This is a genomic window from Micromonospora sp. KC723, from assembly GCF_004348595.1.
GTDB lineage: Bacteria > Actinomycetota > Actinomycetes > Mycobacteriales > Micromonosporaceae > Micromonospora.
The window spans coordinates 1-23,045 of the sequence record NZ_SMKD01000094.1; the positions used below are offsets into that span (position 1 = coordinate 1).

A 23,045-nucleotide genomic window follows, 5' to 3' on the forward strand; every position below is an offset into this window, starting at 1 on the left:
GCGGTGGTCAGCGCGGCCTGGGCGGGCGGGACGGTGGCGATGGCCGCGTCGCCGCCGGCGTCCGAGGTGGACGCCGCCGCCACCGGCACCGGGAGGGCGACGCCGGCCACGGTCAGCGCGAGTCCGACCGCGACCGCCGCGAGGACCCCGTCACGGCTGCCCGGGGCGGCCATCTCAGGCGGGCGTGGAGGCGGGCTGGCGCGTCTGCGGACGGCTCCGCGCCACGCAACTGCACATGGTGGTCGCCAGCTCGGCCGCGTTCGGCCGCAGGTGCAGGTACATCGCGATGAGCATCGGCACGAAGACCACCGAGTTGTAGAACAGGTGCAGTTCGACCCGGGGAAGTACGAGCTGGACGATGCTGGTCGGCACCGCGGCGCCGAAGAACGTGGTGTCGAACTGGGCCTGGAGGAACAGCAGGCCGTGCTCGATGTGGTGCCAGAACTGCAGGGCCAGGCTGACCGTCCACCAGGTGCGGGCGCGCCCGACGAAACCCGGGCGCAGCAGGAACAGGCCCACCAGCATCACCAGCGCGTACCCGTAGTGCAGCCACTCCGAGGTGACCAGCCAGGGGTAGTACTGCCCGAGCACGCCCCGGGCCTGTGGCCGGGCCATGCCCAACCCCCAGATCTGGTACGCCTGGACCAGGTGCTCGGCCCAGTGTGCGACCACGATCAGCAGGTAGACGTTGAGGGCGGCCCGATGGTGGGCGCCGTTGAGCCGACCGACGAGGCCGGAGTTTCGCCGTTCCGCGTGGACTGCCATTTCCGCTTCCCATCCTGTCGCAGGGCGTGCACGGTCACGCTACCGGCGGTCACGGCGTGGGTGTTCTTCGATGTTGCGCACCTGCCGGGGCCGTTTGGGGGCCTCCGACCGGCTCGGTCTCAGAAAGCAACCGAGAAGATGCAGCCCACCCGGCCCGGCCAGAACGATGAGACGGCCCGAGTCGGGCCCGGCGCGGCGCAGGCCCCGGACCCCGGTCTGTTCCCCGACGACAGGAGGCACCCCCGTGCAATCCGTACTTCCCGACGCCGATCCGGCGCGGACCATGACGCTCGAGGCCTACGCGGACACGATCCTGCCCGGTGAGAAGCGCAACCCGGACGATCGGGCGGTGGCCGGCGTCTCGACCGGCGGCGGGGCGGTCGCCTCCGGCGCGCTCGACGTGCTGCGTACCGAGGAGGGCGGGATGGCTCCCGCCCTGGACACCCTCGCCGACCTGCTGAACGACCACGCCACCCGGTACGCCGACGAGCACGGCCTGACCCCCGACCCGGCGGTCCCGCCGTTCGTCGCCCTCGCCTACGACCACCGGGTGGCGCTGGTGCGCCAGCTCGTCGCGCCCGACCACCCCGAACGGGAGGCGTGGGTGAGCGTGGCGATGTTCAGCACCATCGCCTTCGACGCCGCGGCGCACATGCACACCACCGACGCGCTGGCCGCCGGCCATCCCGGCCTCACCACCATGGGCTACTACGGGCCCGACGCCGACGGGCTGTGGCGGTTTCCCTCGTTCTCCTACGGCCGGGCGCTGGCCCGGCCGCATCCCGACACGACCCCCTCAGGGAGCCCGGCATGACGGTCACCGAAAGCACCGACGTCCTGGTCGTCGGCAGCGGATTCGGCGGTGCGATCACCGCCTACCACCTGGCCGCCGGTGGGGCGCGGGTGGTCGTCCTCGAACGCGGTCCCTGGCTGACCGGCCCGGACTTCGACCACGACCTGAAGTTCGGCTCCTCCACCACCCGGGCGTTCGACTTCGTCATCGGTGACGGGATGAGCGTGCTCGGCGGCAACTGCGTCGGCGGCGGCAGTGTCGTCTACTTCGCGGCGATGCCGCGCGCCCCTCGCTTCGTCTTCGACCGGCAGGGCAGCATCGGCCGGCGGATGTGGCCCGCCGCGATCTCCCGGGACAGCCTGGAGCCCTGGTACGACCGGGTCGCCGAGGCGCTGCCGGTGGTGCGGCAGGAGTGGAAGGACGTGCCGTTCTCGGGTGGCCTGTTCGGCGCGGCCTGCGACCACGCCGGTCGTACCGCCAACCCGGTGCCGGTGGCCGTCGACCACGAGAAGTGCACCAACTGCAACTGGATGATGTCGGGCTGCCGGTTCGACGCGAAGCGCTCCCTGTTGCTCAACTACCTGCCCGCGGCGCTGGCGCACGGCGCGACGATCCGTCCGCTGCACGAGGTGCAGCACCTGTCGCGCACCGACGACGGCGGCTACCGGGTGCACTACACGGTGGTCGACGACACCGACTACCGGGTGGCGGTGGGCAGTGGCTCGATCGACGCGAAGGTCGTGATCCTGGCGGCGGGCGCGGGCGCCACCCCGGTGATCCTCCAGCGTTCCGAGCCGCACCTCGGTCGGATGCCGGCGGCGGTCGGGCGGTACTTCTCCGGCAACGGCGAACGGCTGAACACGGCGATCCTCAACGAGGACCGGGTCCGTGACGTGCTCGGACTGTCCCGTCCGGACGGTGTGCCGTACGAGGCCTACCAGATCGGCAAGGGCCCCTGCGTGGCCAACTGGGACCGGCTGGACGGCTCGCTTCCGGAGTACAGCAGGTTCTCCCTGGAGCAGCTCTACTTCCCGCCGGGCTTCGGCACCATCCTCGCCCAGGTCCCGGACGCCACCGGCCCCACCTGGTTCGGGGCGGAGAAGAAGGAACTGCTGCGCACCTGGCGTTCCTGGCTGACCGTCTTCACGATGAGCGAGGACGACAACGAGGGTGTCTTCGGGCCGCCGCCGGAGCGGGGCAACGGGACCCGGCTGTCGCAGCAGATGCTCGCCCGTGGTCCGCTGCGGTACCGGCCAACCCCGAACACGCTGCGTGGCTGGGCGGAGTCCGACGCGGCCGTGCGCGACATCCTCGAACGCGACGGGTTGTCCCGGGTGATGCCGTGGACCAACGAGGTGGTCGGGGCTTACACCGTGCATCCGCTGGCGTCCTGCCGGATCGGTGACGACCCGGCGACCAGCGCCCTCGACGACCGCCACGAGCTGCGGGACCATCCCGGCATCTTCGTCACCGACGGCGCCGCGGTGCCCGGGGCGCTGACCGTCAACCCCGCGATGACCATCGCCGCGCTCGCCGAGCGGTCGGTGCCGGGCATCGTCCAGGCCGCCCGGGAGCGCGGTGTCGACGTCGTCTACGGGGCGCCGGCGCCGGACGGTGGTACGGCCGGACGGCGCGGGGTGCTGCCGCTGGTGGGCAACCTCAGCCGGCGGTGAGGCCACCGGCGGCGACGGCCCGGACCCGGGAGCTCACCGGGTCCGGCGGCCGGGTCGCCGGCGCCGGGCGGTGGGGGTGGCGTCCGTCGGCCAGGCGGCGACCTCCCGGCCCTGACGCTGGCGGTGGGCGACGTAGTGGGGGGAGAGCCGGGTGCTGATCTCCGCCTCGGTCAGCGGGCCGCCGCACCGGGTGCAGTGCACCTCGGTGCGGACCGGGCCGCCGCAGTGCTCGTGTTCGGCGAGCCGGGGCGGCCCGGCCTCGTCGGCGCAGTGCCGGTCACCCCACTCCATCAGGGCGAGCACGACCGGGGCCAGTTCCCGCCCCCGGTCGGTGAGCCGGTACTCGTGGCGCAGCGGGCGCTGCTGGTACGGCACCCGCTCGAAGACTCCGGCCTCCACCAACGTGGACAGCCGGTCCGCGAGGACGTTGCGGGCGACGCCGAGGCTCTTGAGGAAGGCGTCGAACCGGGTCACGCCCAGCATCGCGTCCCGGACGACGAGCAGCGTCCACCGTTCGCCGACGACCTCCAGGGCGCGGGCGATCGAGCAGGCCTGTCGATTGTGGATCACCATTGACCCATTCTAGTGACCTTGTCGATACCCAGCGTGGTTTGGTAGTCGCCGGACCACCGGGAAGGAGTGGACGTGCGCTCATGGTTGCTCCGGACGGCCGTTCGCCGGTCGTTGGCCGACATCCGACATGTCGTGCCCGTCCGGCCGGCCGCGGCCCCGGCGGCGCTGGCCGAGGTGTACGCCGGTATCGAGCGGGAGTTCGGCGTCCTCGCGCCGCCGGTGGTTCTGCACTCGCCCGACCCGGCGGTGCTCGGCGCCTGCTGGGCGATGCTGCGGGAGACGCTGGTGGCCGCCGGCGAGGTCGACCGCGCCACCAAGGAGGCGGTGGCCGCCGCCGTGTCGGCCGCCAACGCCTGCCCCTACTGCGTGGAGGTGCACGGCAGCGCGGTGCACGCCCTGGCCGGCCCGGACGAGGCCGCCGCCCTGCTCCACGGCGGGACCGGCGCGGTCCGCGACCCGGCCGTCCGCCGGCTCGTCGAGTGGGTACGCGCCGACGGCGAGCACCCGTTGGACCCGCCGCTGCCGCCGGCGGCGACCGCCGAGATGGTGGGGGTGGCGGTGACCTTCCACTACATCAACCGGATGGTCAACATCTTCCTCGACGACTCCCCGCTGCCGGCCGTCGCGCCGGCGCCGGTGCGGGACGTGCTGCGCCAGCTGCTGCGGGTCCGCATCCGGCGTACCGCGGCGCAGGCCGGTCCGGCCGGGACGGCGGCCGACCGGCTCCCCGTGGCCGAGCTGCCGGCGGACCTGGCCTGGGCACGCGGGTCCGTCCCGGTGGCGGCGGCGTTCGCCCGGGCGGTCGCCGTGATCGAGGACGCCGGCCGGCGGGTCGTCGGCGCGGCGGTACGGGAGCTGGTCGTCGGGCGGGTCGACCGGTGGGACGGTCCGACCGGGCCGAGCCGGGCCTGGGTCCACGACGCGGTCGCCGGCCTGCCCACGGCCGACCGCCCGGCCGCCCGGCTGGCCCTGCTGGCGGCGCTCGCGTCCTGGCAGGTCGACGACGCGGTGGTGGCCGAGGTGCGCCGCGCCGGCGTCGACGACGCCGGGTTGATCGGCCTGACCTCCTGGGCCAGCCTCACCGCCGCCCGGCGGATCGGCGCCCGGCTGTGGGCCGGGGCGTCCGGAGGCTCGGGCCTCATCCCACCGGGTCGGCTGCCCGGCCGGCCAGCCGGCGGCTGAGGTGACCGGCGGTGTGCAGCCAGCGCACCGTGTCGGCCAGGGTCTCGGCGAGCGGCCGGGCGGGCGTGCCGAGCAGGCCGTCGGTGGCGCCGGTGTCCATCGGCCGGGCCACCCGGCAGGTGTAGATGGCGCCGTACTCGGCGGGGATGTGCACGGGGACGGCGTGCTGCGCCAGGCCGGCCAGCACGCCGACCGGCAGCATCGCCGTGGCGGGCAGTCGGACGGCCGGCAGCCGCCGGCCGGTGACGGCCCGCAGGGTGCCCAGCAGTTCGCCGGTGTCGACGTACGCCCCGGGGCCGAGGTACCGCCCGGACCGCGGCCCCGATCCGAGCAGGGCGGCGTGCAGCCGGGCCACGTCGCGCACGTCGCCGACAGGGAAGCCGCCGCGGGGCCAGATCGGCATCAGCCCGCGCAGGGCGTTGCGGATCCGGGTGGTCTGGTCGCCGAGGTGCGGGTCGTGCGGCCCGAGCACGGCCGGCGGATAGCTGATCAGGACCGGGGCGCCCTCGGCCTGGTGCCGGCGGGCGATCGCGTCCGCCGCCGCCTTGCTGGCCAGGTACGTCTCCCGGGGGGCACCGACCGGGGTGTCCGGGGTGACGGGTCCGGCCCCGCAGGGCAGCAGCGCGCCGAAGGTGGACACGTGCACGATCCGGTCGACGGCGGCGGCCCGGGCGGCGGCTAGCACCACCTCGGTGCCGCGCACGTTCACCGCCCGCATCCGCCGGTGCTGGCGCGGGTCGAAGCTGTACACGCCGGCCGCGTGCAGCACCGCGTCGCAGCCGGCGACCGCGGCGGCCACGTCGTCGGCGTCGGTCACCTCCCCGCAGGCCACCTCGATCTCGCCGGGGTCCACACCGAGCGGCGTGAGCGCCGGCCGGACCCGGGCCGGGTCCCGGGCCAGGAGCCGGAGCCGGTGGCCGTCGCGGTGCAGCGCGGCCACCGTGTGCGAGCCGACGAAGCCGCTGCCGCCGGTCACCAGAACCCTCATCCGTTCCTCCTCGGTCGGGCCGGTCACGCCGGTGATTATCGACGATCGTGAGCCGGTTCCGGTTCTCCTGCCGTGCGCTCGTCGGGCCGTCCGGGGCCGGCACGGCGCTGCCGCAGGTGCGCAATCTCGGAGTTTTTCCGGCCGAGCGGTGCCAGCCATGCTGGCAACAACCCCGACCGGAGCGCCGGCGGGATCCACCCACCGCAGCAGCCAGGGAGGCGGGATGCTCGCCAGCCGGGTCGTATCGTCGGTCGTCCAGCGCCAGGTCAAGCACGTCACACCGGTCGCCCGGGCCGCCGCCGAAGGGCTGGTCGCCGCCGTGTACGACCAGGTCGAGCAGGAGATGCGGCTGGTCATCCCGCCGGTGCTGCTGCACTCACCCTCTCCGGAAGCCCTCGCCGCGTACTGGATGCTGATGCGGGAACCGCTGATGGCCGCCGGCGCCGTCGACCGGGCCACCAAGGAGGCGGTCGCCGCCGCCGTGTCGGTGGCCAACATCTGCCCCTACTGCGTGGACATGCACAGCACCGGCATGTACGACCTGGCCGACGCCGACGACGCGGAGGCGATCGCCGCCGACCGGCCGGACGACGTGGCGGACCCGCGGTTACGCCGGCTCGTCCACTGGGCCCGTACCGCGCACCTGCCCGACGAGCAGGCAGGGTCGCCGCCCTTCACCGAGGAGCAGCGCGCCGAGCTGGTGGGCGTGGTGGTGGCCTTCCACTACCTGACCCGGATGGTGAACGTCTTCCTCGCCAGTTTCCTGCTGCCGCCCCGGTTGACCCCGGCCGCCCGGCGCCGGCTCAAGCACGGCATCAGTTTCCTGCTCAGCCCCACCCTGCGGGAGTTCCCGGCCGGTCGCGCCCTGCCGCTGCTGCCGGCGACGCCCCTGCCGACGGACGCCGCCTGGGCCGCCGGCAGCGAGACGGTCGCCGCCGCCGTGGCCCGCGCGTACGCCGCCCTGGAGGCGGCCGGGGACCGCTCGGTGCCCCCGGCGGTCCGGGAGCTGGCGCACCAGCTCCTCGACGACTGGCGGGGCGAGGAGACCGGACTGGACCGGCAGTGGTGCGAGGACCTCGTCGAGCGGTTGCCGGTGGGGCAGCGGGCCACCGGGCGGCTCGCCCTGCTCGCCGCCGTCGCCTCCTACCAGGTGGACGAGAGCGTGGTGGCGGAGTTCCGGCGGGAACAGCCCGGCGACCGGGAGCTGGTGGAGGTGGCCGCCTGGGCCAGCCTCGCCGCGGCCCGGCGGGTGGGTGCCTGGCACCTGGCCCCGGACCGGGCCGCACCGCCGCGATGACCTCGCCGGCGTCCCGGGAGGACGACCGAGAGCCCCCGGGGCGCCGGCGACCCGATTTCCCGACCATGAGGAGGCGACCGTGTCGACCGTCCTGGGTTCGTTGCGTCGGCTGGCGCTGGCTCCGTCACTGGCCGAGGTGAGCTTCGCCCGGCGGGGCTTCCCGAAGCCGGAGTCGGCCGTGACCCGCTGGTTGGAGGCCGTGCCGCAGTCGGTGGTGTGCGGCTTCGAGTGGGGGGTGGACGTCCGGGACCAGTGGGAGCTGGAACGCCGGCTGGAGCTGGTCGACGTGGGCCTGCGCGGCTTCGCGTACGAGGGGGCCACCATGGCCTGCACGGTGCTCGACGCGATGCGGGGCGGGCGCGGTTCACGTACCCGCGAGCTGCTGTTGGGGCCCGGTCGCCCGCACCTGTTCCTGGCCTACATCGGTATCGGGTTCGCGATGGCCCGACTGCCCCGCAGGCTGTGGCGTACGGTGCTGCCGGACCTGCCCGGCGTGCCCTACCACCCGACGATGAGCTGGCTGGCCGTCGACGGGTACGGCTTCGACCGGGCCTACTTCGACACCGACCGGGTGGTGCGGGCGCAGGAGCGACTGCGACCGTACCCGTGGCAGGGGGCCGCGGGGTACTTCCCGCACGCCGTCGACCAGGGGATCGGCCGGGCGCTCTGGTTCATCCACGGGGCGCGGGTCGCCGACGTCTCGGCGGCGGTGCGCGCGTTCGCCGCCGACCGCCGGCCCGACCTGTGGAGCGGCGTGGGGCTGGCGGCGACCTTCGCCGGTGGCGGCGACGGGGCGGCGTTGGCCGCGCTCGGCGAGGCAGCCGGCGAGCACCGGGGCGAACTGGCCCAGGGCGCGGTCTTCGCGGCCAAGGCGCGGACGTTCAGCGGGTACGTCCCGGCGCACTCGGAGCAGGCCACCCGGCTGCTCACCGGGATGCCGGTGGCCGTCGCGGCCGAGCTCGCCGACGACGTCGCCGTCGACCTGCGGGCCCCGCGCGGGGTGCCGGCGTACGAGGAGTGGCGGCGGCGGATCAGGCAGCGTTGCCTGACCACGCATCCTTCCTGATCGCATTCGCTCCTATAAATTACTTGTGGCTCGGTGCTGCCCGTGTCGGCAATTATCCGGTGCTTTGCGCCGGGCTCGGCAATTCTGAAGAAGAAACTTGTCGAGGTGCCTGGCAGGATCGTCCAGGAGCACCATAAACGGTCGCTGGCTGATCTTTCTTGGGGGACGCTTTGACCACCTACTGGCGTGCGCTCAGGCGCCGCATCCTCACGCCCGACGTTTCCCAGACCAGGCTCGACGTGCGGGGGTTCCACATCAAGAGCCCGGCCGCGCGGACCGTGCTGGAGACGGTCGGCCAGTCGTTCCTGGCCGGCTTCTCGGCAGCGGCGGAATCGCGGACAGATGAGGAATTCGCGCCGCGGCTGGACGAATTCGAGCGGCGTTTCCGTGGATTCGCCTACGAGGGTGCGGCAATGGCGTTGGCAATTGTCGACGGCCTGTCGCCGGTCCGTGGCAGGCGGGTCGAGCGTTTCCTGGACGGTGCCGGGTCGGCCCACGTCTACATGGCGTACGTGGGCGTCGGCTGGGCGATGGCCCGGCTGCCCCGGCTCCTGTGGCGCCGGCTCGCCATGCCGGATCCGTTGCTGCGCTGGCTGGCCCTGGACGGGTACGGCTTCCACCAGGCCTACTTCCACACCGACCGGTACGTGCGGGCCCGGTACCAGGAGCCAGGGTTCCGGTGGCCGGGCGGCGGTCCGCCGGGGTACGCCAACCGCGCCATCGACCAGGGCATCGGCCGGGCGCTGTGGTTCGTCTGCGGCACCGACCCGGACCTGGTGGTCGACACCATCGGCCGTTTCGCGCCGCACCGCCGGGCCGACCTGTTCGGCGGCGCGGGCCTCGCCGCCACCTACGCCGGGGGCGGGGACGAGGCCGAACTGCGGGCGTTCTGGCAGCGCGCCGGCGAGTACCGCCCGCAGCTCGCCCAGGGCAGCGCGTTCGGGGCCACCGCCCGCGTCCGGGCCGGCCTGGTCGTGCCGCACAACGAGCTGGCCGCCGAGGTGTTCTGCGGGATGAGCACCGCGCGGGCGGCCGAGCTGACCGAGCAGCGACGTCCGAACACGCCGGACGGCGACCAGCTGCCGGCATACGAGATCTGGCGACAGCGGGTCGCCGACGAGTTCGTGGCAATCGGGAGGAACTAGCACAATGTCTATGACAGTTGGCTGGCTTCGGCGAAACCTGGCCGGGGTCCTCGCCCTCGCCGTCATGGCGAGCCTGTTCTTCGCGTCCCGGCTGCCGTCGGCGTCGGCGGCCGAACGGGAGGACCTGGCGGAGCGGTACGCGTTCAGCCCGACGTCGATCGCGTTGCCCGCCGGGTTCCCGCAGCAGACGATCCGCAAGGTCAACCAGCGCTACCGCAACATCGACGCCTGGATCTCCTCGGTCGGTTCCGGGGTGGCGATGAACGACCTCGACGGGGACGGCCTCGCGAACGACCTCTGCGTCACCGACCCCCGCACCGACCAGGTGGTGGTCACCCCGACGCCCGGGGCGAAGGCCGACCGGTACGCCCCGTTCGCGCTCGACCCGGCCCCCCTGCCGATGAACGACGTGATGGCGCCGATGGGCTGCGTGCCCGGCGACTTCAACGAGGACGGCCGGATGGACCTGCTGGTCTACCTCTGGGGCCGGACGCCGATCATCTACCTCGCCCGCGACGGCGCCCGGTCGCTGTCCACGGCGGCGTACCGGCCGACGGAGCTGGTGCCCGGGTCCAGCACGGAGTACACCGAGCCGCAGTGGAACACCAACGCCGCCGCGGTCGACGACTTCGACGGCGACGGACACGTCGACATCTTCATCGGCAACTACTTCCCCCACGGGCCGGTTCTCGACGACACGCAGAACGGCGGGGTCGAGATGAACCGGTCGATGTCGTACGGCCTGAACGGCGGCGAGGACTACTTCTTCCGCTTCACCGGGGGCAGCGGGGGCGCGGAGCCCACCGCCACCTTCCAGAAGATCGACAACGTGCTGCCCCGCGACGTGTCCAAGGGCTGGGCGCTCGCGGCCGGGGCCAACGACCTCGACGGTGACCTCCTGCCCGAGTTGTACGTGGCGCACGACTTCGGACCGGACCGGCTGCTGCACAACCGCTCCACCCCCGGGAAGATCAAGTTTGCGCTGGTGGAGAGCGCCCGCGGCAGCGCCGTGGTGCCCAAGTCCAAGCGGGTCGGCCTGGACTCGTTCAAGGGCATGGGTGTCGACTTCGGCGACCTCGACGGCGACGGCCTCTACGACATGTACGTCAGCAACATCACGACTTCCTTCGGCATCGAGGAGAGCCACTTCGCCTTCGTCAACTCCGCCAAGGACCAGGGTGACCTGGCCCGGCAGTTGGCCCGGGGCAAGGCGCCCTTCGACGACCGCAGCGCCCCGCTCGGGCTGGCCTGGTCCGGCTGGGGCTGGGACGTCAAGCTGGCCGACTTCGACAACGGCGGCGACCTCGTCGTCGCGCAGACCACCGGCTTCGTCAAGGGCGACGTGAACCGCTGGCCGCAGTTGCAGGAGCTGGCCACCGCCAACGACGAGCTGCTGTCCAACCCGTTGTGGTGGCCGCACGTCACCGCCGGCGACGACATCGGCGGCAGCCAGCGGCTGCACTTCTTCGCCAAGGGGCAGGACGGCCGGTACGTGGACCTGGCGGGTGAGCTCGGCCTGGACATCCCGGTGCCGACCCGGGGCATCGCCACCGGCGACGCCGACGGCGACGGCCGGCTGGACTTCGCGGTCGCCCGGCAGTGGGACGAGCCGGTCTTCTACCACAACGACAGTCCGTCACCCGGGGCGTTCCTGGGGCTGCGGCTGACCCAGGAGGGGACGTACGCGGGCCAGACCCCGGCGGGCAAGCCGGTGGCCGGTTCTCCCGCGGTCGGCGCCCAGGTCACCGTCACCACGAGCGACGGCCGCAAGTTCCTCGGCCGCGTCGACGGCGGCAGCGGCCACTCCGGCAAGCGCAGCAGCGAGGTCCACGTCGGACTGGGTCGGAACGTGACCGGTCCGGTGGAGGTGCAGCTGTGCTGGCGCGACCGGACCGGCCGGACCCACAAGCAGACCCTCACGTTGACCCCGGGTTGGCACTCGATCCAGCTCGGCTCGCAGGCTCAGGAAAGGTGACCGACATGGCTGAGACCACGATCAGCCCTCCGCGCCACGACCTCAAGGTGGTCAAGGCCCTGCGGAACTTCGCCATCTCCATCACGGTCTTCAACATCGTCGGGTACACCGTGCTCGGGTTCGAGCAGCCGTGGCTGTGGCCGTTCGTGGCCCTCGCCACCGGTTACACCCTCGAGATCGTGCTGGAGGTGATCGGCGCCCGGATGGAGGGCCGCCGGCCCCGCTTCCTCGGCAACGGCGTACGGGGCATGGTGGAGTTCCTCTACCCGGCGCACATCACCAGCCTGGCGATGAACATGTTGACCTACGTCAACGACCAGGTCCTGGTGCTGATCTTCGGGGTGTCCGTGGCGATCGGTGCCAAGTGGGTGCTGCGGGCGCCGGTCAAGGGCCGGATGCGGCACTACATGAACCCGTCGAACTTCGGCATCGCCGTCATCCTGCTGCTCTTCCCCTGGGGCAGCATCGCCCCGCCGTACCACTTCACCGAGCACATCTCCGGCCCGCTGGACTGGGCGTTGCCGTTGCTGATCATCCTCGGTGGCACCATGATCAACGGCAAGCTGACCGGCCGGATGTGGCTGATCCTCGGCTGGCTGCTCACCTTCGCGGTCCAGGCGGTCGTCCGTGGCCTCATCCTGGACACGTCGATCCCCGGCGCGCTGGCGATGATGACCGGCACGGCGTTCATCCTCTTCACCAACTACATGGTCACCGACCCGGGGACCACGCCCTCCCATCCGGCCGCGCAGTTCGCCTTCGGCGCCGGGGTGGCCATCGTGTACGCCTTCCTCACCGGGGCGGGGATCGCCTACGGGATCTTCTTCGCCACCGCGCTCGTCTGCCTGGCCCGTGGCGGCTTCCACTGGGCCCTGCACTTCATCGACAAGGCCCGCGCCGAGCGGGCCGCCGCGCCGCCACCAGCGAGCGAGCCGGCACCGGCCACCCCGGTGTCCGCGATCTCGGTCAACGGCGGCCCGGTGCACGGTGACCGGAAGGTGGTACCGGCATGAGCAGGATCGCCGTCGTGGGCATGGCGTGCCGCTACCCGGACGCCGCGTCCCCGCGCGAACTGTGGGAGAACGCGCTCGCCGGGCGCCGCGCCTTCCGCCGGCTGCCCGACGTGCGGATGCGGTTGGAGGACTACTGGGACGCCGACCCCGCCGCCCCCGACCGGTTCTACGCCCGCAACGCCGCGGTCATCGAGGGGTACGAGTTCGACCGGGTCGCGTACAAGGTCGCCGGAAGCACGTACCGCTCCACCGACCTGACCCACTGGCTCGCCCTCGACGTGGCCGCCACGGCGCTCGCCGACGCCGGCTTCCCGATGGCCGAGGGGCTGCCCCGGGACCGCACCTGCGTGGTGATCGGCAACAGCCTCACCGGTGAGTTCTCCCGCGCCAACCAGCTACGGCTGCGCTGGCCGTACGTCCGCCGGATGGTCGCCGCCGCGCTCAAGGAGCAGGACTGGAACGACGACCAGCTCGACGCGTTCATGGCCGACTTCGAGACCCGCTACAAGTCACCGTTCCCCGAGATCGACGAGGACACCCTCGCCGGTGGCCTGTCGAACACCATCGCCGGGCGGATCTGCAACCACTTCGACCTCAAGGGCGGCGGCTACACCGTCGACGGTGCCTGCTCCTCGTCCCTGCTGTCCGTGGCGACCGCCTGCAAGTCGCTGATGGACGGAGACGTCGACGTGGCGGTCGCCGGCGGCGTGGACCTCTCCATCGACCCCTTCGAGATCGTCGGCTTCGCCAAGACCGGCGCGTTGGCCCGCAGCGAGATGCGGGTGTACGACCAGCGGTCCAACGGCTTCTGGCCGGGCGAGGGCTGCGGGATGACCGTGCTGATGCGTGAGCGGGACGCCGTCGAGGCCGGCCACCGGGTGTACGCCACGATCGCCGGCTGGGGCATCTCCTCCGACGGCAAGGGCGGTATCACCCGGCCCGAGGTCAACGGCTACCGGCTGGCGCTGCGCCGGGCGTACGAGCGGGCCGGTTTCGGCATCGACACCGTCGGCCTGTTCGAGGGGCACGGCACCGGGACCGCGGTCGGGGACGCCACCGAACTACGGGCGCTCTCCACCGCCCGCCGGGACGCCGACCCGGACGCCCGGCCCGCCGCGATCAGCTCGATCAAGGGCATGATCGGCCACACCAAGGCCGCCGCCGGCGTCGCCGGCCTGATCAAGGCCGCGATGGCGGTGCACCACGAGGTGCTCCCGCCGGCGGTCGGCTGCGTCGACCCGCACGAGCTGCTCACCGCCGACGACGCCGCCCTGCGGGTGCTGCCGGCGGCGGAGGGCTGGCCGACCGACGTGCCGGTCCGCGCCGGCATCACCGCGATGGGTTTCGGCGGCATCAACACCCACGTCGTGCTGGAGAAGCGCAAGCCCCGGCGGCGCGGCGCGCTGGACACCCGTACCCGGGCACTGGCGTCTTCCCGCCAGGACCTGGAGCTGCTGCTGTTCGACGCGCTCTCCGCCCGGGACCTGCGCGACCGGGTCGGCCGGCTGATCGAGTTCGTGCCGACCGTCGCGTACGGCCAGCTCGCCGACCTGGCCGCGACCCTGCACGGCGAGCTTCGCGACCTGCCCTACCGGGCCGCCGTGGTGGTCTCCTCCCCGGAGGACGCCGAGCACCAACTGCGGCGGATCGCGGACGCGCTCGACGGCGGCGAGACGCGGTTGTTCTCCCCGGACGGCCGCTGCTTCCTCAACCACACCAACGGGACCGGCCGGGTCGGCTACCTCTTCCCCGGTCAGGGCTCCGGCCGGGGCACCAGCGGCGGGGCGCTGCGCCGCCGCTTCCCCGAGGTGGACCGGGTCTACGCCCGCGCGGCTCTGCCCACCAGCGGCGACATGGTCGCCACGGCAGTCGCCCAGCCGCGCATCGTCACCGGCTCGGTGGCCGGCCTGACGGCGCTGACCGACCTGGGGCTGGAGGCCGCCGTCGCGGTCGGGCACAGCCTCGGCGAACTGTCCGCCCTGCACTGGGCCGGCGCCCTGGACGAGGCGACGCTGCTGCGGGTGGCCGGGGTGCGGGGGCGCACCATGGCCGAACACAGCGCGTCCGGGACGATGGCGAGCGTGGCGGCCTCCGCCGAGGTCGTCACCGGTTTGATCAGCGGTACGCCGCTGGTCGTGGCCGGCTACAACGGCCCGACGCAGACCGTCGTCGCCGGCCCCGTCGACGCCGTCGACGAACTGTGCGCCCGAGCCCGGCAGGACGGCCTGCGGGCCAACCGGATCGCTGTCTCGCACGCCTTCCACTCGCCGCTGGTGGCACCCGCCGCCGCCGCGTTCGCCGGGCACCTCGTCGGGGAACGCTTCGGGCCGGTCGGCCGGTCGGTGGTCTCCACCGTGACCGGCGAGGTGTTGGCGGCGGAGACCGACCTCGCGGCGCTGCTGCACCGGCAGATCACCGACCCGGTGCTCTTCGCCCAGGCGGTCGAGGTGGCCGCCAAGGACATCGACCTGTTCGTCGAGGTGGGACCGGGGCGGGTGCTCAGCGGGCTGGCCGCCGAGGTCACCGACGTTCCCGCGGTCGCCCTCGACACCGACGACGAGTCCCTCGGCGGGCTGCTGCGGGTCGCCGCCGCCGCGTACGTCACGGCGGCCGGAGACCTGCAGACCGGGCTGCTGCACGGGCGGCTGGTCCGGCCGCTCGAACTGGGCCGCCGGTTCCGCTTCTTCGAGAGCCCCTGCGAGCAGGCGCCGCAGGTGGACGTGCCGAAGGTGAGGCGGGCGGCGGTGGCCGCAGCTCCGGTGGAAACCGGCCCGGCACGCGAGGGAGAGTCGAGCCTGGACCTGCTGCGGCGGCTCGCCGCCGAGCGGGCCGAACTGCCGCTGGAGATGGTGCGCGACGACAGCCGGCTCCTCGACGACCTGCACCTGAGCTCCATCACGGTGGGGCAGGTGGTCAACCAGGCCGCCCAGCGCCAGGGCATCGCCGCGGCCGACACCCCGACCAACTTCGCCACCGCCACCGTCCGGGAACTGGCCGAGGCGCTCGACGAACTGGTCAGCACCGCACGCCCCGAGGACAACGCCCGCAGCGCCCCGGTCACCGGGGCCGCCGCCTGGGCACGCGCCTTCACCGTCGACCTCGACGTGGTGCCGCCGCCGCGGCGGCGCACCGGCGAGGAGAACGGCCACTGGCAGGTCTACGCACCGGAGGACCATGCGCTCGCCGACCACCTGCGCCGGGCGCTGGAGCAGGGCGGCGTCGGTTCCGGCGTACTGGTCTGCCTGCCGGCCGACTGCGCCGACGAGCAGCTCGAACTGGCCCTGCTGGGCGCGCGCGCCGCCCTCGGCGGCGGCCCCGGCACCCGGTACGTGCTGCTCCAGGACGGTCGGGGCGCGGCGGGGCTGGCCAAGACCCTGCGCCTGGAGGCACCCCACCTGCGGGTCACCGTCGTGCACGCGCCACTGTCGGTGGTCACCGCCGAACGGATCCGCGACGAGGTGGCCGCGACGGAGGACTTCGTCGAGGTCCACTACGACGCCGCCGGCGTCCGCCAGGTACCCACCCTGCGGGCGATGCCGGTCCGGCCGGCCCGGTCCGCCCCGCCGCTGGGTGACGGTGACGTGCTGCTCGTCACCGGTGGCGGCAAGGGCATCACCGCCGAGTGCGCCCTGGCGCTCGCCACGGACAGCGGTGCCCGGCTGGCCGTGCTCGGCCGCTCCGACCCGGCCCAGGACACCGAACTCGCCGACAACCTGCGGCGGATGGCGGCCGGCGGGATACGGGTGCACTACGCCCGTGCCGACGTCACCGACCCCGAGCAGGTCCGGCGGGCGGTCGCCGAGGTGACCACCGAGCTCGGCCCGGTCACCGCGGTCCTGCACGGCGCCGGCCGCAACGAGCCGACGGCCCTGGGGAACCTGGACATGGCCACGGTGCGGCGCACCTTCGCCCCGAAGGTGGGCGGCCTGCGGGCGGTGCTCGACGCGGTCGACCCGGCCCGGCTGCGGCTGCTGGTCACCTTCGGCAGCATCATCGGGCGGGCCGGGCTGCGGGGGGAGGCGCACTACGCGACCGCCAACGAGTGGCTGGCGGAGCTGACCGCCGACTTCGGCCGCCGGCACCCCGACTGCCGCAGCCTCTGTGTGGAGTGGTCGGTCTGGTCCGGCGTCGGCATGGGCGAGCGGCTGTCGGTAGTGGAGAGCCTGGCCCGTGACGGTGTCACGCCTGTCTCGCTGGACCAGGGCGTGGCCCTGATGCGCCGGCTCGTCACCGACCCGGACGCCCCCTCGGTGGTCGTGGTCAGCGGCCGGACCCAGGGTCTCGGCACGGTCCGGTACGACCTGCCCGAGCTGCCGCTGCTCCGGTTCGTCGACAAGCCCCTGGTCCACTACCACCAGGTGGAGTTGGTCACGGAGACCACGCTCAGCCCGGGGACCGACCTCTATCTCGCCGACCACCTGCTCGACGGCAACCTGCTGTTCCCGGCGGTGTTCGGCATGGAGGCGATGACCCAGGTGGCCACCGCCTTGACCGGCCGGACCACGGTGCCCGCCATCGAGCAGGCCGAGTTCCTGCGGCCCATCGTGGTGCCGCCGGACGGCAGCACCACCGTCCGGATCGCGGGTGTCGTCACCGACGACGACACGGTGGACATCGCGATCCGTAGCGCCGAGACCGGGTTCGCGGCCGACCACTTCCGTGCCCGGCTGCGCTTCGGTGACCCGGGCGTGCTCGCCGGGCCGCCGGAGCAGGTCGGCGACGGGTTGCCGGCCGTACCGCTCGACCCGGCCCGCGACCTCTACGGCGACACCCTGTTCCAGGGCGACCGGTTCCGGCGGCTGCTCCGCTACCACCGCGCGGCGGCCCGCGACGTCGACGCCGACGTGGCCGTCGTCGCGGACGGCGACTGGTTCGCCGGCTTCCTGCCGGCCCAGTTGCTGCTCGGCGACCCCGGCATGCGGGACGCGTTGATGCACGGCAACCAGGTCTGTGTTCCGGACGGCACCCTGTTGCCGCAGGGCGTGGAGCGGATCGTCCCGTTGGGCGCCCGGGTGACCGACGGCCAACTGCGGTACTGCGCCACGGAACGGAGCCGGGACGGGGACACGTACGTCTACGACATCGCCGTCCGCGACGCCGCCGGCGAGGTCGTCGAGCGGTGGTCCGGCCTGCGGTTGCGGGCGGTCCGCAAGAAGGACGGTTCGGGTCCCTGGGTCGCCCCGCTGCTCGGGTCGTACCTGGAACGGGCCGTGGGTGACCTGCTCGGTGCGGCGGTCGCGGTAGTGGTGGAACCGGACGACCCGGCCCATCCGGCGGAGGGCGTCGCCGCCCGCCGGGAACGGACCGCGGTGGCCGCGGGCCGGGCCCTGGGCCGCGCCGTGGCACTCCGCTACCGGCCGGACGGGGCGCCGTCCGTCGACGGGGACCACCGGATCTCCGCCGCGCATGGTGCGGGGGTGACGGTGGCGGTCGCGGCCACCGGCCCGGTCGGCTGCGACGTCGAGCCGGTGTCGCAGCGCAGCCCGGAGGACTGGCGGCAGCTACTCGGCGGCCACCGGCCCCTGGCCGAGCTGATCACGGCGGAGACCGGAGAGGGCGCCGACGTCGCCGCCACCCGCGTGTGGACCGCTCTGGAGTGCCTGCAGAAGGCGGGTCTGACGACGGGCGGCCCGCTGGCGCTCTCCGAGGAACGCCGGGACGGCTGGCTGGTGTTCGCCAGCGGCACGCTGCGGATCGCGACGCTGGTGACCACCCTCCGCGACCGGCCCGAGCCGGTGGTCTTCGCGGTGCTGTGCGGGAAGGAGAACTGATCGTGGCGGACTACTTCGAGTACCAGCACACGGTCGGCTTCGAGGAGACCAACATCGTCGGCAACGTCTACTACGTCAACTACCTGCGGTGGCAGGGGCGGTGCCGGGAGATGTTCCTCAAGCGGCTCGCGCCGGAGGTGCTGGCCGAGCTCCAGGACGACCTGAAGCTGTTCACCCTGAAGGTCGACTGCGAGTTCTTCGCGGAGATCACCGCCTTCGACGAGCTGTCGATCCGCATGCGCCTGGTCGACCTGGCGCAGACGCAGATCGAGTTCAGCTTCGACTACGTCCGGCTCGACCCGGGAGGCGGTGAGACCCTGATCGCCCGGGGCCGGCAGCGGGTGGCCTGCATGCGGGGACCCAACACCCGTACCGTCCCGGCCCGGGTGCCGGAACCACTGGTCCGCGCGTTGCAGCCGTACCGGGCGTGACCGCGGGCGGAGGGAGGACCACCGTGACCGTCAACCATCAACCGACGACCGGCGAGCTGGTCGACCCCGAACAGCTGCGCGGGGCGTTCGGCACGTTCGCCACCGGGGTCACCGTGGTGACCGTCGGTGGGCAGGAACCGCACGGCATGACCGCCAACTCGTTCAGCTCGGTCTCCCTGGATCCGCCCCTGATCCTGGTCTGTGTGGACCGGAAGGCGGTCATGCACGACACCCTGCACGCCGCCGGCGCGTTCGGGGTCTCCGTTCTGGCGGCGGGCCAGGAGCCCGTCGCCCGGCACTTCGCCAACCGGTGGCGGCCGCTCGGCCGGGCCCAGTTCGACACGGTCGACTGGGTGCCCGGCCGGGCCACCGGGGCGCCCCTGATCTCCGGCGCCCTGGCCAGCTTCGAGTGCCGGCTCTGGCGCGCGTACGACGGCGGTGACCACTCCATCTTCGTCGGCCGGCTGCTGACGGTGGAGCGGCTGAGCGAGGAGGAGCCCATGCTGTTCCTACGGGGACGGTTCCGTCAGATCGGGCCGGATCGGAGCGAGGTACGGACATGACACTCACCGGTGCCCGCGCCGCGCCCCCCGGCCCGCACGGCCGCGAGCTGATCAGCACGCTCTGGAAGTTCGGTTCCGACCGGCTCGGGCTGATGTCGTCCGCGGCCCACCGTTACGGTGACGCGGTCCGGCTGGCGCCGCCGCCGCGGCCGTTCTACTTCTTCAACCATCCCGACCACGCCAAGCACGTGCTCACCGACAACAGCCAGAACTACCACAAGGGGATCGGGCTGGTGCACGCCCGCCGGGCACTGGGCGACGGGCTGCTCACCAGCGAGGGGGAGCTGTGGCGTACCCAGCGTCGGGCCACCCAGCCGGTGTTCCAGGCCAAGCGCATCGCCGGGCAGGCCGGCGCGGTGGCGGAGGAGGCCGCCGGTTTCGTCGCCCGGCTCCGGGCGCTGCGCGGCGACGGCCCGGTCGACCTGATCCAGGAGCTGACCGCGCTGACCCTCGGCGTGCTCGGCCGCACCCTGCTCGACACCAACCTGAACGCGTACCACTCGATCGGCCGGTCCTTCGAGGCGATGCAGGACCAGGCCATGTTCGAGCTGGCCACGATGAGCATGGTGCCGATGTGGGTGCCGCTGCCCAAACAGCTGAGGTTCCGGCGGGCCCGGCGGGACCTGCAACGCGTGGTCGACCAGATGGTGACCGAGCGGGTGGCGCGGGACGGGCAGAACCCGGACGGGGACGACGCGCTGTCCCGGCTGATCCAGTCCACCCGGCAGGAGGCGGATCCCCGGCGGGGCCGCCAACGGATGCGCGACGAGCTGGTGACCCTGCTGCTGGCCGGGCACGAGACCACGGCCAGCACCCTCGGGTGGAGCTTCTACCTGGTGGACCGGTACCCGGAGGTCCGGGAGCGGCTGCACGCCGAGGCCGTCGAGGTGCTCGGGGACCGGCTGCCGACGTACGAGGACCTGCACGCGTTGCGGTACACCACGATGGTGCTGCACGAGGTGATGCGGCTCTTCCCGCCGGTGTGGATGCTGTCCCGCAAGGCGCAGGGGCCCGACACCGTCGGCGGGTACGACGTGCCGGCCGGTGCCGACGTGCTGATCTGCCCGTACACCCTGCACCGCCATCCGGCGTTCTGGCCGGAGCCGGAGCGCTTCGACCCGGAGCGCTTCGAACCCGGCCGGACGAACGACCGGCCACGGTACGCGTACCTGCCGTTCGGGGCCGGGCCCCGGTTCTGCGTCGGCAACAACCTGGGGATGCTGGAGGCCACCTTCGTCCTGGCGCTGGTCTCGCGGGAGCTGCGGCTCACCCGGGTGCCGACCCACCAGGTCGTTCCCGAGCCGATGTTGTCGCTGCGGGTACGCGGCGGGCTGCCGGTGCGGGTGGAGTCGCTGGACTGATCGCGGTCGGCCGCCGGCCGCCGGCGCCTCCGGTCACGGGCCAGGGGTGCCGGCGGCCGTGCGTGGTCGCGTCACCCTGCGTCTGTCGTGACGCCCACCTGTGCCGGGGCACGCCTGGTCCTGACGGTCGGGAGCCGGGAGGCGACGGATGCGGGGCGAACCGGACCACCGGTGCGGCGAGCGCGGAAGCTGCGGAGATCATCGCGGAAGCGGCATGCCGGCGGCCTCCGGGCGGCGGTGGGCCGGCCGGAGGCAGCTCGGGCAGGGCGTGCCTGCCCCGACCGGCCGGATGGTCGTACCCGGTCGGTCGGGGCGGTCGGGCAATCAGCCGCCGCTGACCCCGACGGGCTGCCGTTCGGCGGCGACCCGTTCGATGGCCGAGCGCCGGACGTCCAGCAGGGCGAGCAGCACGGGGGGATCGATGATCCGCATCGGCTGCAGGGTCATCTCCACCTCCAGGAGGCCGTCGCGCCGGACGACCACCGGGCCGTGGCTGCCCACGAGGGTGCCGGTGGTCGGGGACGCCGTGTGCTCCTCCGCGGCGGAGTGGGCCAGGATGTGCCACACCCCGGCCGGCACCCGGTCGAGCACGAACTCGCCGGGACGGTCGAGGATGCAGCACTGCACCGGTCGGCCTTCGGGAATCCGTTCCGGGAACACGCCGACGAAGATCCGGCTGCCCGGCAGCTCCGGGGTGCAGGTCAGCCGGCCCTGGACGCGACCGACCGGCCGGTTGACCAGGGCCTGCCCGTCCTCGACGGGCACCTGGGTGGTGAACCCTCCGAGCCGCCGGTACGTCGTCGGTGACAGGCCCACGCTGCGGGTGAAGCGGGAGCTGAAGGTGCCGACGCTGGCGTACCCGACCCGGAGGCTGACATCGGCCACGCTCAGGGACGTGGACACCAGCAGTTGCTTGGCCCGCTGGAGCCGCAGGGCAGAGAGGAACCGGCCCGGCGACAACCCCGTCGCTCGCTGGAATATCCGAGAGAAGTGGAACTTGCTGAACAACGCCGCTCGCGCCATGTCGTCAATCGTGAGTTGTTCACCGAGATTGTCATGCATGAACTCGATGACGCGTTCGGCGGCTTTCTCGCTCGGCTCCGTCAATTTCTCCCCCTTTTTCGACGGCCACTTCGGCAATAATTTCCCGGAACTGCCGAGCGTTTCGCTCAGGATGCGGCGGCACGGCTCGTCAACCATTCTTCATATGCTCTCCGCTGCAAGGCCAGCATGTGCGACGAGTGACGGTATTGACGCCGGGAATCACTGCCCCAATGACTGAGCCGATGCTAGCCGACCCAGGTCCGAGCGGCAATCTAGATCGTGAAGGGGTGATTACGCATCGTCACGGCTAAGTCCGGAGTCGATGTCACCCAACGCAGTCGCCGTCCGGTCGTCAATGCATGATTAGTCAGTCCTGCTATCCATTTACCCGCAACCGGCCCCGGTGACGATTTCGGCCAGCAGGCGCATACCGGACAATCTTGATACCGGTACCGGTGTGGCAGACTGTCCGGTAGGTAACGGCACCATTTCCCACGGAGTTCGATGCGCATCTCGGAACTTGGCAGGCGGAGCGGGTTGCCGGTTGCCACAATCAAGTTCTACCTGCGGGAGGGCCTGCTACCGCCCGGCACCCGTACGGCCCGCAACCAGGCAAACTATGACGAGGGGCACCTGTCGCGCCTGCAGCTGATCCAGGTCCTCACCGTTGTTGGCCGGTTCAGCCTGGCTTCGGTGCGCGAGATCCTGGCCGCGATCGACGACCGGGAGATGTCGCTGGCCGGGCTCAGTGCCGCCGTCAACGACGCGCTGTTCGCCTCGCTGCCGCCGACGCCGGACGAGCCCGGAGAGGTCGGGAGGCTGCGGCAGCAGGTGGACGAGTGCATCAGTCGACTCGGTTGGCAGGTCGATCCGCAGGCACCCGCCCGATCCGCGCTGGTTCAGGTGCTTGTCGCGTTACGAGAGCTAGACGACCACTTTGACATGGATTATCTCGCCCCTTACGTCCGGGCCGCCGATCGGCTGTCCGCGTACGACATCGAGTCGATCTCTGGTAACGCTTCCACGGAGTCGTTGGCCAGCGCCTGGGTGGCCCGTCTGGTCCTGTTCGAGGCCGCGTTCACGGCGTTGCGGGCGCTCGCGCAGGAGCATCAGTTGGCCCTGCGTGCACAGGGTGACACCGGCGGATCTCACTGAAAGTAGCGTTCCTGAAACGGGAAAAGCAAGGTGGAAGAAAAGCTTCGGGGAGGTGGGCCCACCTGGCGGGAAGCTGACGTCCGGGATGCGGTGACCGTGGGGGCGGGTGCTTCCCGGTTGGGCATTTTCGCAGTTCATGGGCTTCGTCGCGGTCCGCGCCCGGGCCGTTGGTGCCGCCGGGCCGGTTGCTGCGTCCGCTGGTCGGTTTCCGGCGGAGGCGGATCGGGGTGGGGGTTGGGCGCGGCCGAGG

At 72.7% G+C, this 23,045-nt stretch carries 18 protein-coding genes; 14 read left to right on the top strand and 4 right to left on the bottom strand.

The window, feature by feature from the left end; translation table 11 throughout:
• Window positions 1-174: 174 nt before the first annotated feature.
• Window positions 175-765, bottom strand: a complete 591-nt coding sequence (locus E1165_RS19865) for a hypothetical protein (protein ID WP_132393296.1) — start codon at window positions 763-765, stop codon at window positions 175-177.
• Between the two features lie 283 nt (window positions 766-1,048).
• Here E1165_RS19865 and E1165_RS19870 point away from each other — a divergent pair, with 283 nt between their 5' ends.
• Both E1165_RS19870 and E1165_RS19875 read left to right on the top strand, forming a co-directional pair.
• Window positions 1,049-1,579, top strand: a complete 531-nt coding sequence (locus E1165_RS19870) for a DUF5987 family protein (RefSeq protein WP_132393297.1) — start codon at window positions 1,049-1,051, stop codon at window positions 1,577-1,579.
• Complete coding sequence (locus E1165_RS19875) at window positions 1,576-3,231, top strand: FAD-dependent oxidoreductase (protein WP_132393298.1); 1,656 nt, start codon at window positions 1,576-1,578, stop codon at window positions 3,229-3,231. The genes E1165_RS19870 and E1165_RS19875 overlap by 4 nt, the downstream gene beginning before the upstream one ends.
• A 33-nt stretch (window positions 3,232-3,264) precedes the next feature.
• Here the strand turns inward: E1165_RS19875 and E1165_RS19880 are convergent, their stop codons facing one another.
• Entirely contained in the window at window positions 3,265-3,804 is a 540-nt protein-coding gene (locus tag E1165_RS19880; protein WP_132393299.1) for a helix-turn-helix domain-containing protein, read from the bottom strand.
• 72 nt (window positions 3,805-3,876) lie between these two features.
• On the opposite strand from E1165_RS19880, the gene E1165_RS19885 reads away from it, so the two are divergent.
• Window positions 3,877-4,986 carry a carboxymuconolactone decarboxylase family protein gene (locus E1165_RS19885; RefSeq protein WP_132393300.1) on the top strand — a complete coding sequence of 370 codons (1,110 nt, stop codon included), beginning with the start codon at window positions 3,877-3,879 and terminating at the stop codon, window positions 4,984-4,986.
• Here the strand turns inward: E1165_RS19885 and E1165_RS19890 are convergent.
• Window positions 4,943-6,001 carry an SDR family NAD(P)-dependent oxidoreductase gene (locus E1165_RS19890; RefSeq protein ID WP_243704881.1) on the bottom strand — a complete coding sequence of 353 codons (1,059 nt, stop codon included), beginning with the start codon at window positions 5,999-6,001 and terminating at the stop codon, window positions 4,943-4,945. The two genes, E1165_RS19885 and E1165_RS19890, sit on opposite strands and share 44 nt — an antisense overlap.
• A 196-nt stretch (window positions 6,002-6,197) precedes the next feature.
• On the opposite strand from E1165_RS19890, the gene E1165_RS19895 reads away from it, so the two are divergent.
• From E1165_RS19895 to E1165_RS19935, 9 genes are all read left to right on the top strand, one after another.
• Window positions 6,198-7,271, top strand: a complete 1,074-nt coding sequence (locus tag E1165_RS19895; RefSeq protein ID WP_132393301.1) for a carboxymuconolactone decarboxylase family protein — start codon at window positions 6,198-6,200, stop codon at window positions 7,269-7,271.
• A 79-nt stretch (window positions 7,272-7,350) separates the two neighbouring features.
• Entirely contained in the window at window positions 7,351-8,337 is a 987-nt protein-coding gene (locus tag E1165_RS19900; protein WP_132393302.1) for a DUF1702 family protein, read from the top strand.
• 170 nt (window positions 8,338-8,507) lie between these two features.
• Window positions 8,508-9,482 carry a DUF1702 family protein gene (locus E1165_RS19905; RefSeq protein ID WP_132393311.1) on the top strand — a complete coding sequence of 325 codons (975 nt, stop codon included), beginning with the start codon at window positions 8,508-8,510 and terminating at the stop codon, window positions 9,480-9,482.
• Window positions 9,483-9,486: 4 nt separating this feature from the next.
• Entirely contained in the window at window positions 9,487-11,457 is a 1,971-nt protein-coding gene (locus tag E1165_RS19910) for a CRTAC1 family protein (RefSeq protein WP_132393303.1), read from the top strand.
• 5 nt (window positions 11,458-11,462) lie between these two features.
• Complete coding sequence (locus E1165_RS19915; RefSeq protein WP_132393304.1) at window positions 11,463-12,470, top strand: enediyne biosynthesis protein; 1,008 nt, start codon at window positions 11,463-11,465, stop codon at window positions 12,468-12,470.
• A complete protein-coding gene (locus E1165_RS19920) occupies window positions 12,467-18,241 on the top strand; it encodes an SDR family NAD(P)-dependent oxidoreductase (RefSeq protein ID WP_132393305.1) in 5,775 nt (1,924 codons plus the stop codon). The genes E1165_RS19915 and E1165_RS19920 overlap by 4 nt, the downstream gene beginning before the upstream one ends.
• A gap of 2 nt (window positions 18,242-18,243) precedes the next feature.
• Window positions 18,244-18,672 carry a thioesterase family protein gene (locus E1165_RS19925; protein WP_132393306.1) on the top strand — a complete coding sequence of 143 codons (429 nt, stop codon included), beginning with the start codon at window positions 18,244-18,246 and terminating at the stop codon, window positions 18,670-18,672.
• Between the two features lie 23 nt (window positions 18,673-18,695).
• A complete protein-coding gene (locus E1165_RS19930; RefSeq protein ID WP_132393307.1) occupies window positions 18,696-19,235 on the top strand; it encodes a flavin reductase family protein in 540 nt (179 codons plus the stop codon).
• Window positions 19,232-20,596: a cytochrome P450 gene (locus E1165_RS19935; protein ID WP_132393308.1), complete on the top strand. Its 1,365-nt coding sequence runs from the start codon at window positions 19,232-19,234 to the stop codon at window positions 20,594-20,596. The genes E1165_RS19930 and E1165_RS19935 overlap by 4 nt, the downstream gene beginning before the upstream one ends.
• Before the next feature lie 324 nt (window positions 20,597-20,920).
• On the opposite strand, the gene E1165_RS19940 is transcribed toward E1165_RS19935, so the two are convergent.
• Window positions 20,921-21,703, bottom strand: a complete 783-nt coding sequence (locus E1165_RS19940; RefSeq protein WP_371687367.1) for a helix-turn-helix domain-containing protein — start codon at window positions 21,701-21,703, stop codon at window positions 20,921-20,923.
• On the opposite strand from E1165_RS19940, the gene E1165_RS29085 reads away from it, so the two are divergent.
• Complete coding sequence (locus tag E1165_RS29085; RefSeq protein ID WP_165945269.1) at window positions 21,657-21,878, top strand: hypothetical protein; 222 nt, start codon at window positions 21,657-21,659, stop codon at window positions 21,876-21,878. The two genes, E1165_RS19940 and E1165_RS29085, sit on opposite strands and share 47 nt — an antisense overlap.
• Before the next feature lie 266 nt (window positions 21,879-22,144).
• Window positions 22,145-22,795 carry a MerR family transcriptional regulator gene (locus tag E1165_RS19945; protein WP_132393309.1) on the top strand — a complete coding sequence of 217 codons (651 nt, stop codon included), beginning with the start codon at window positions 22,145-22,147 and terminating at the stop codon, window positions 22,793-22,795.
• Window positions 22,796-23,045 lie beyond the last annotated feature (250 nt).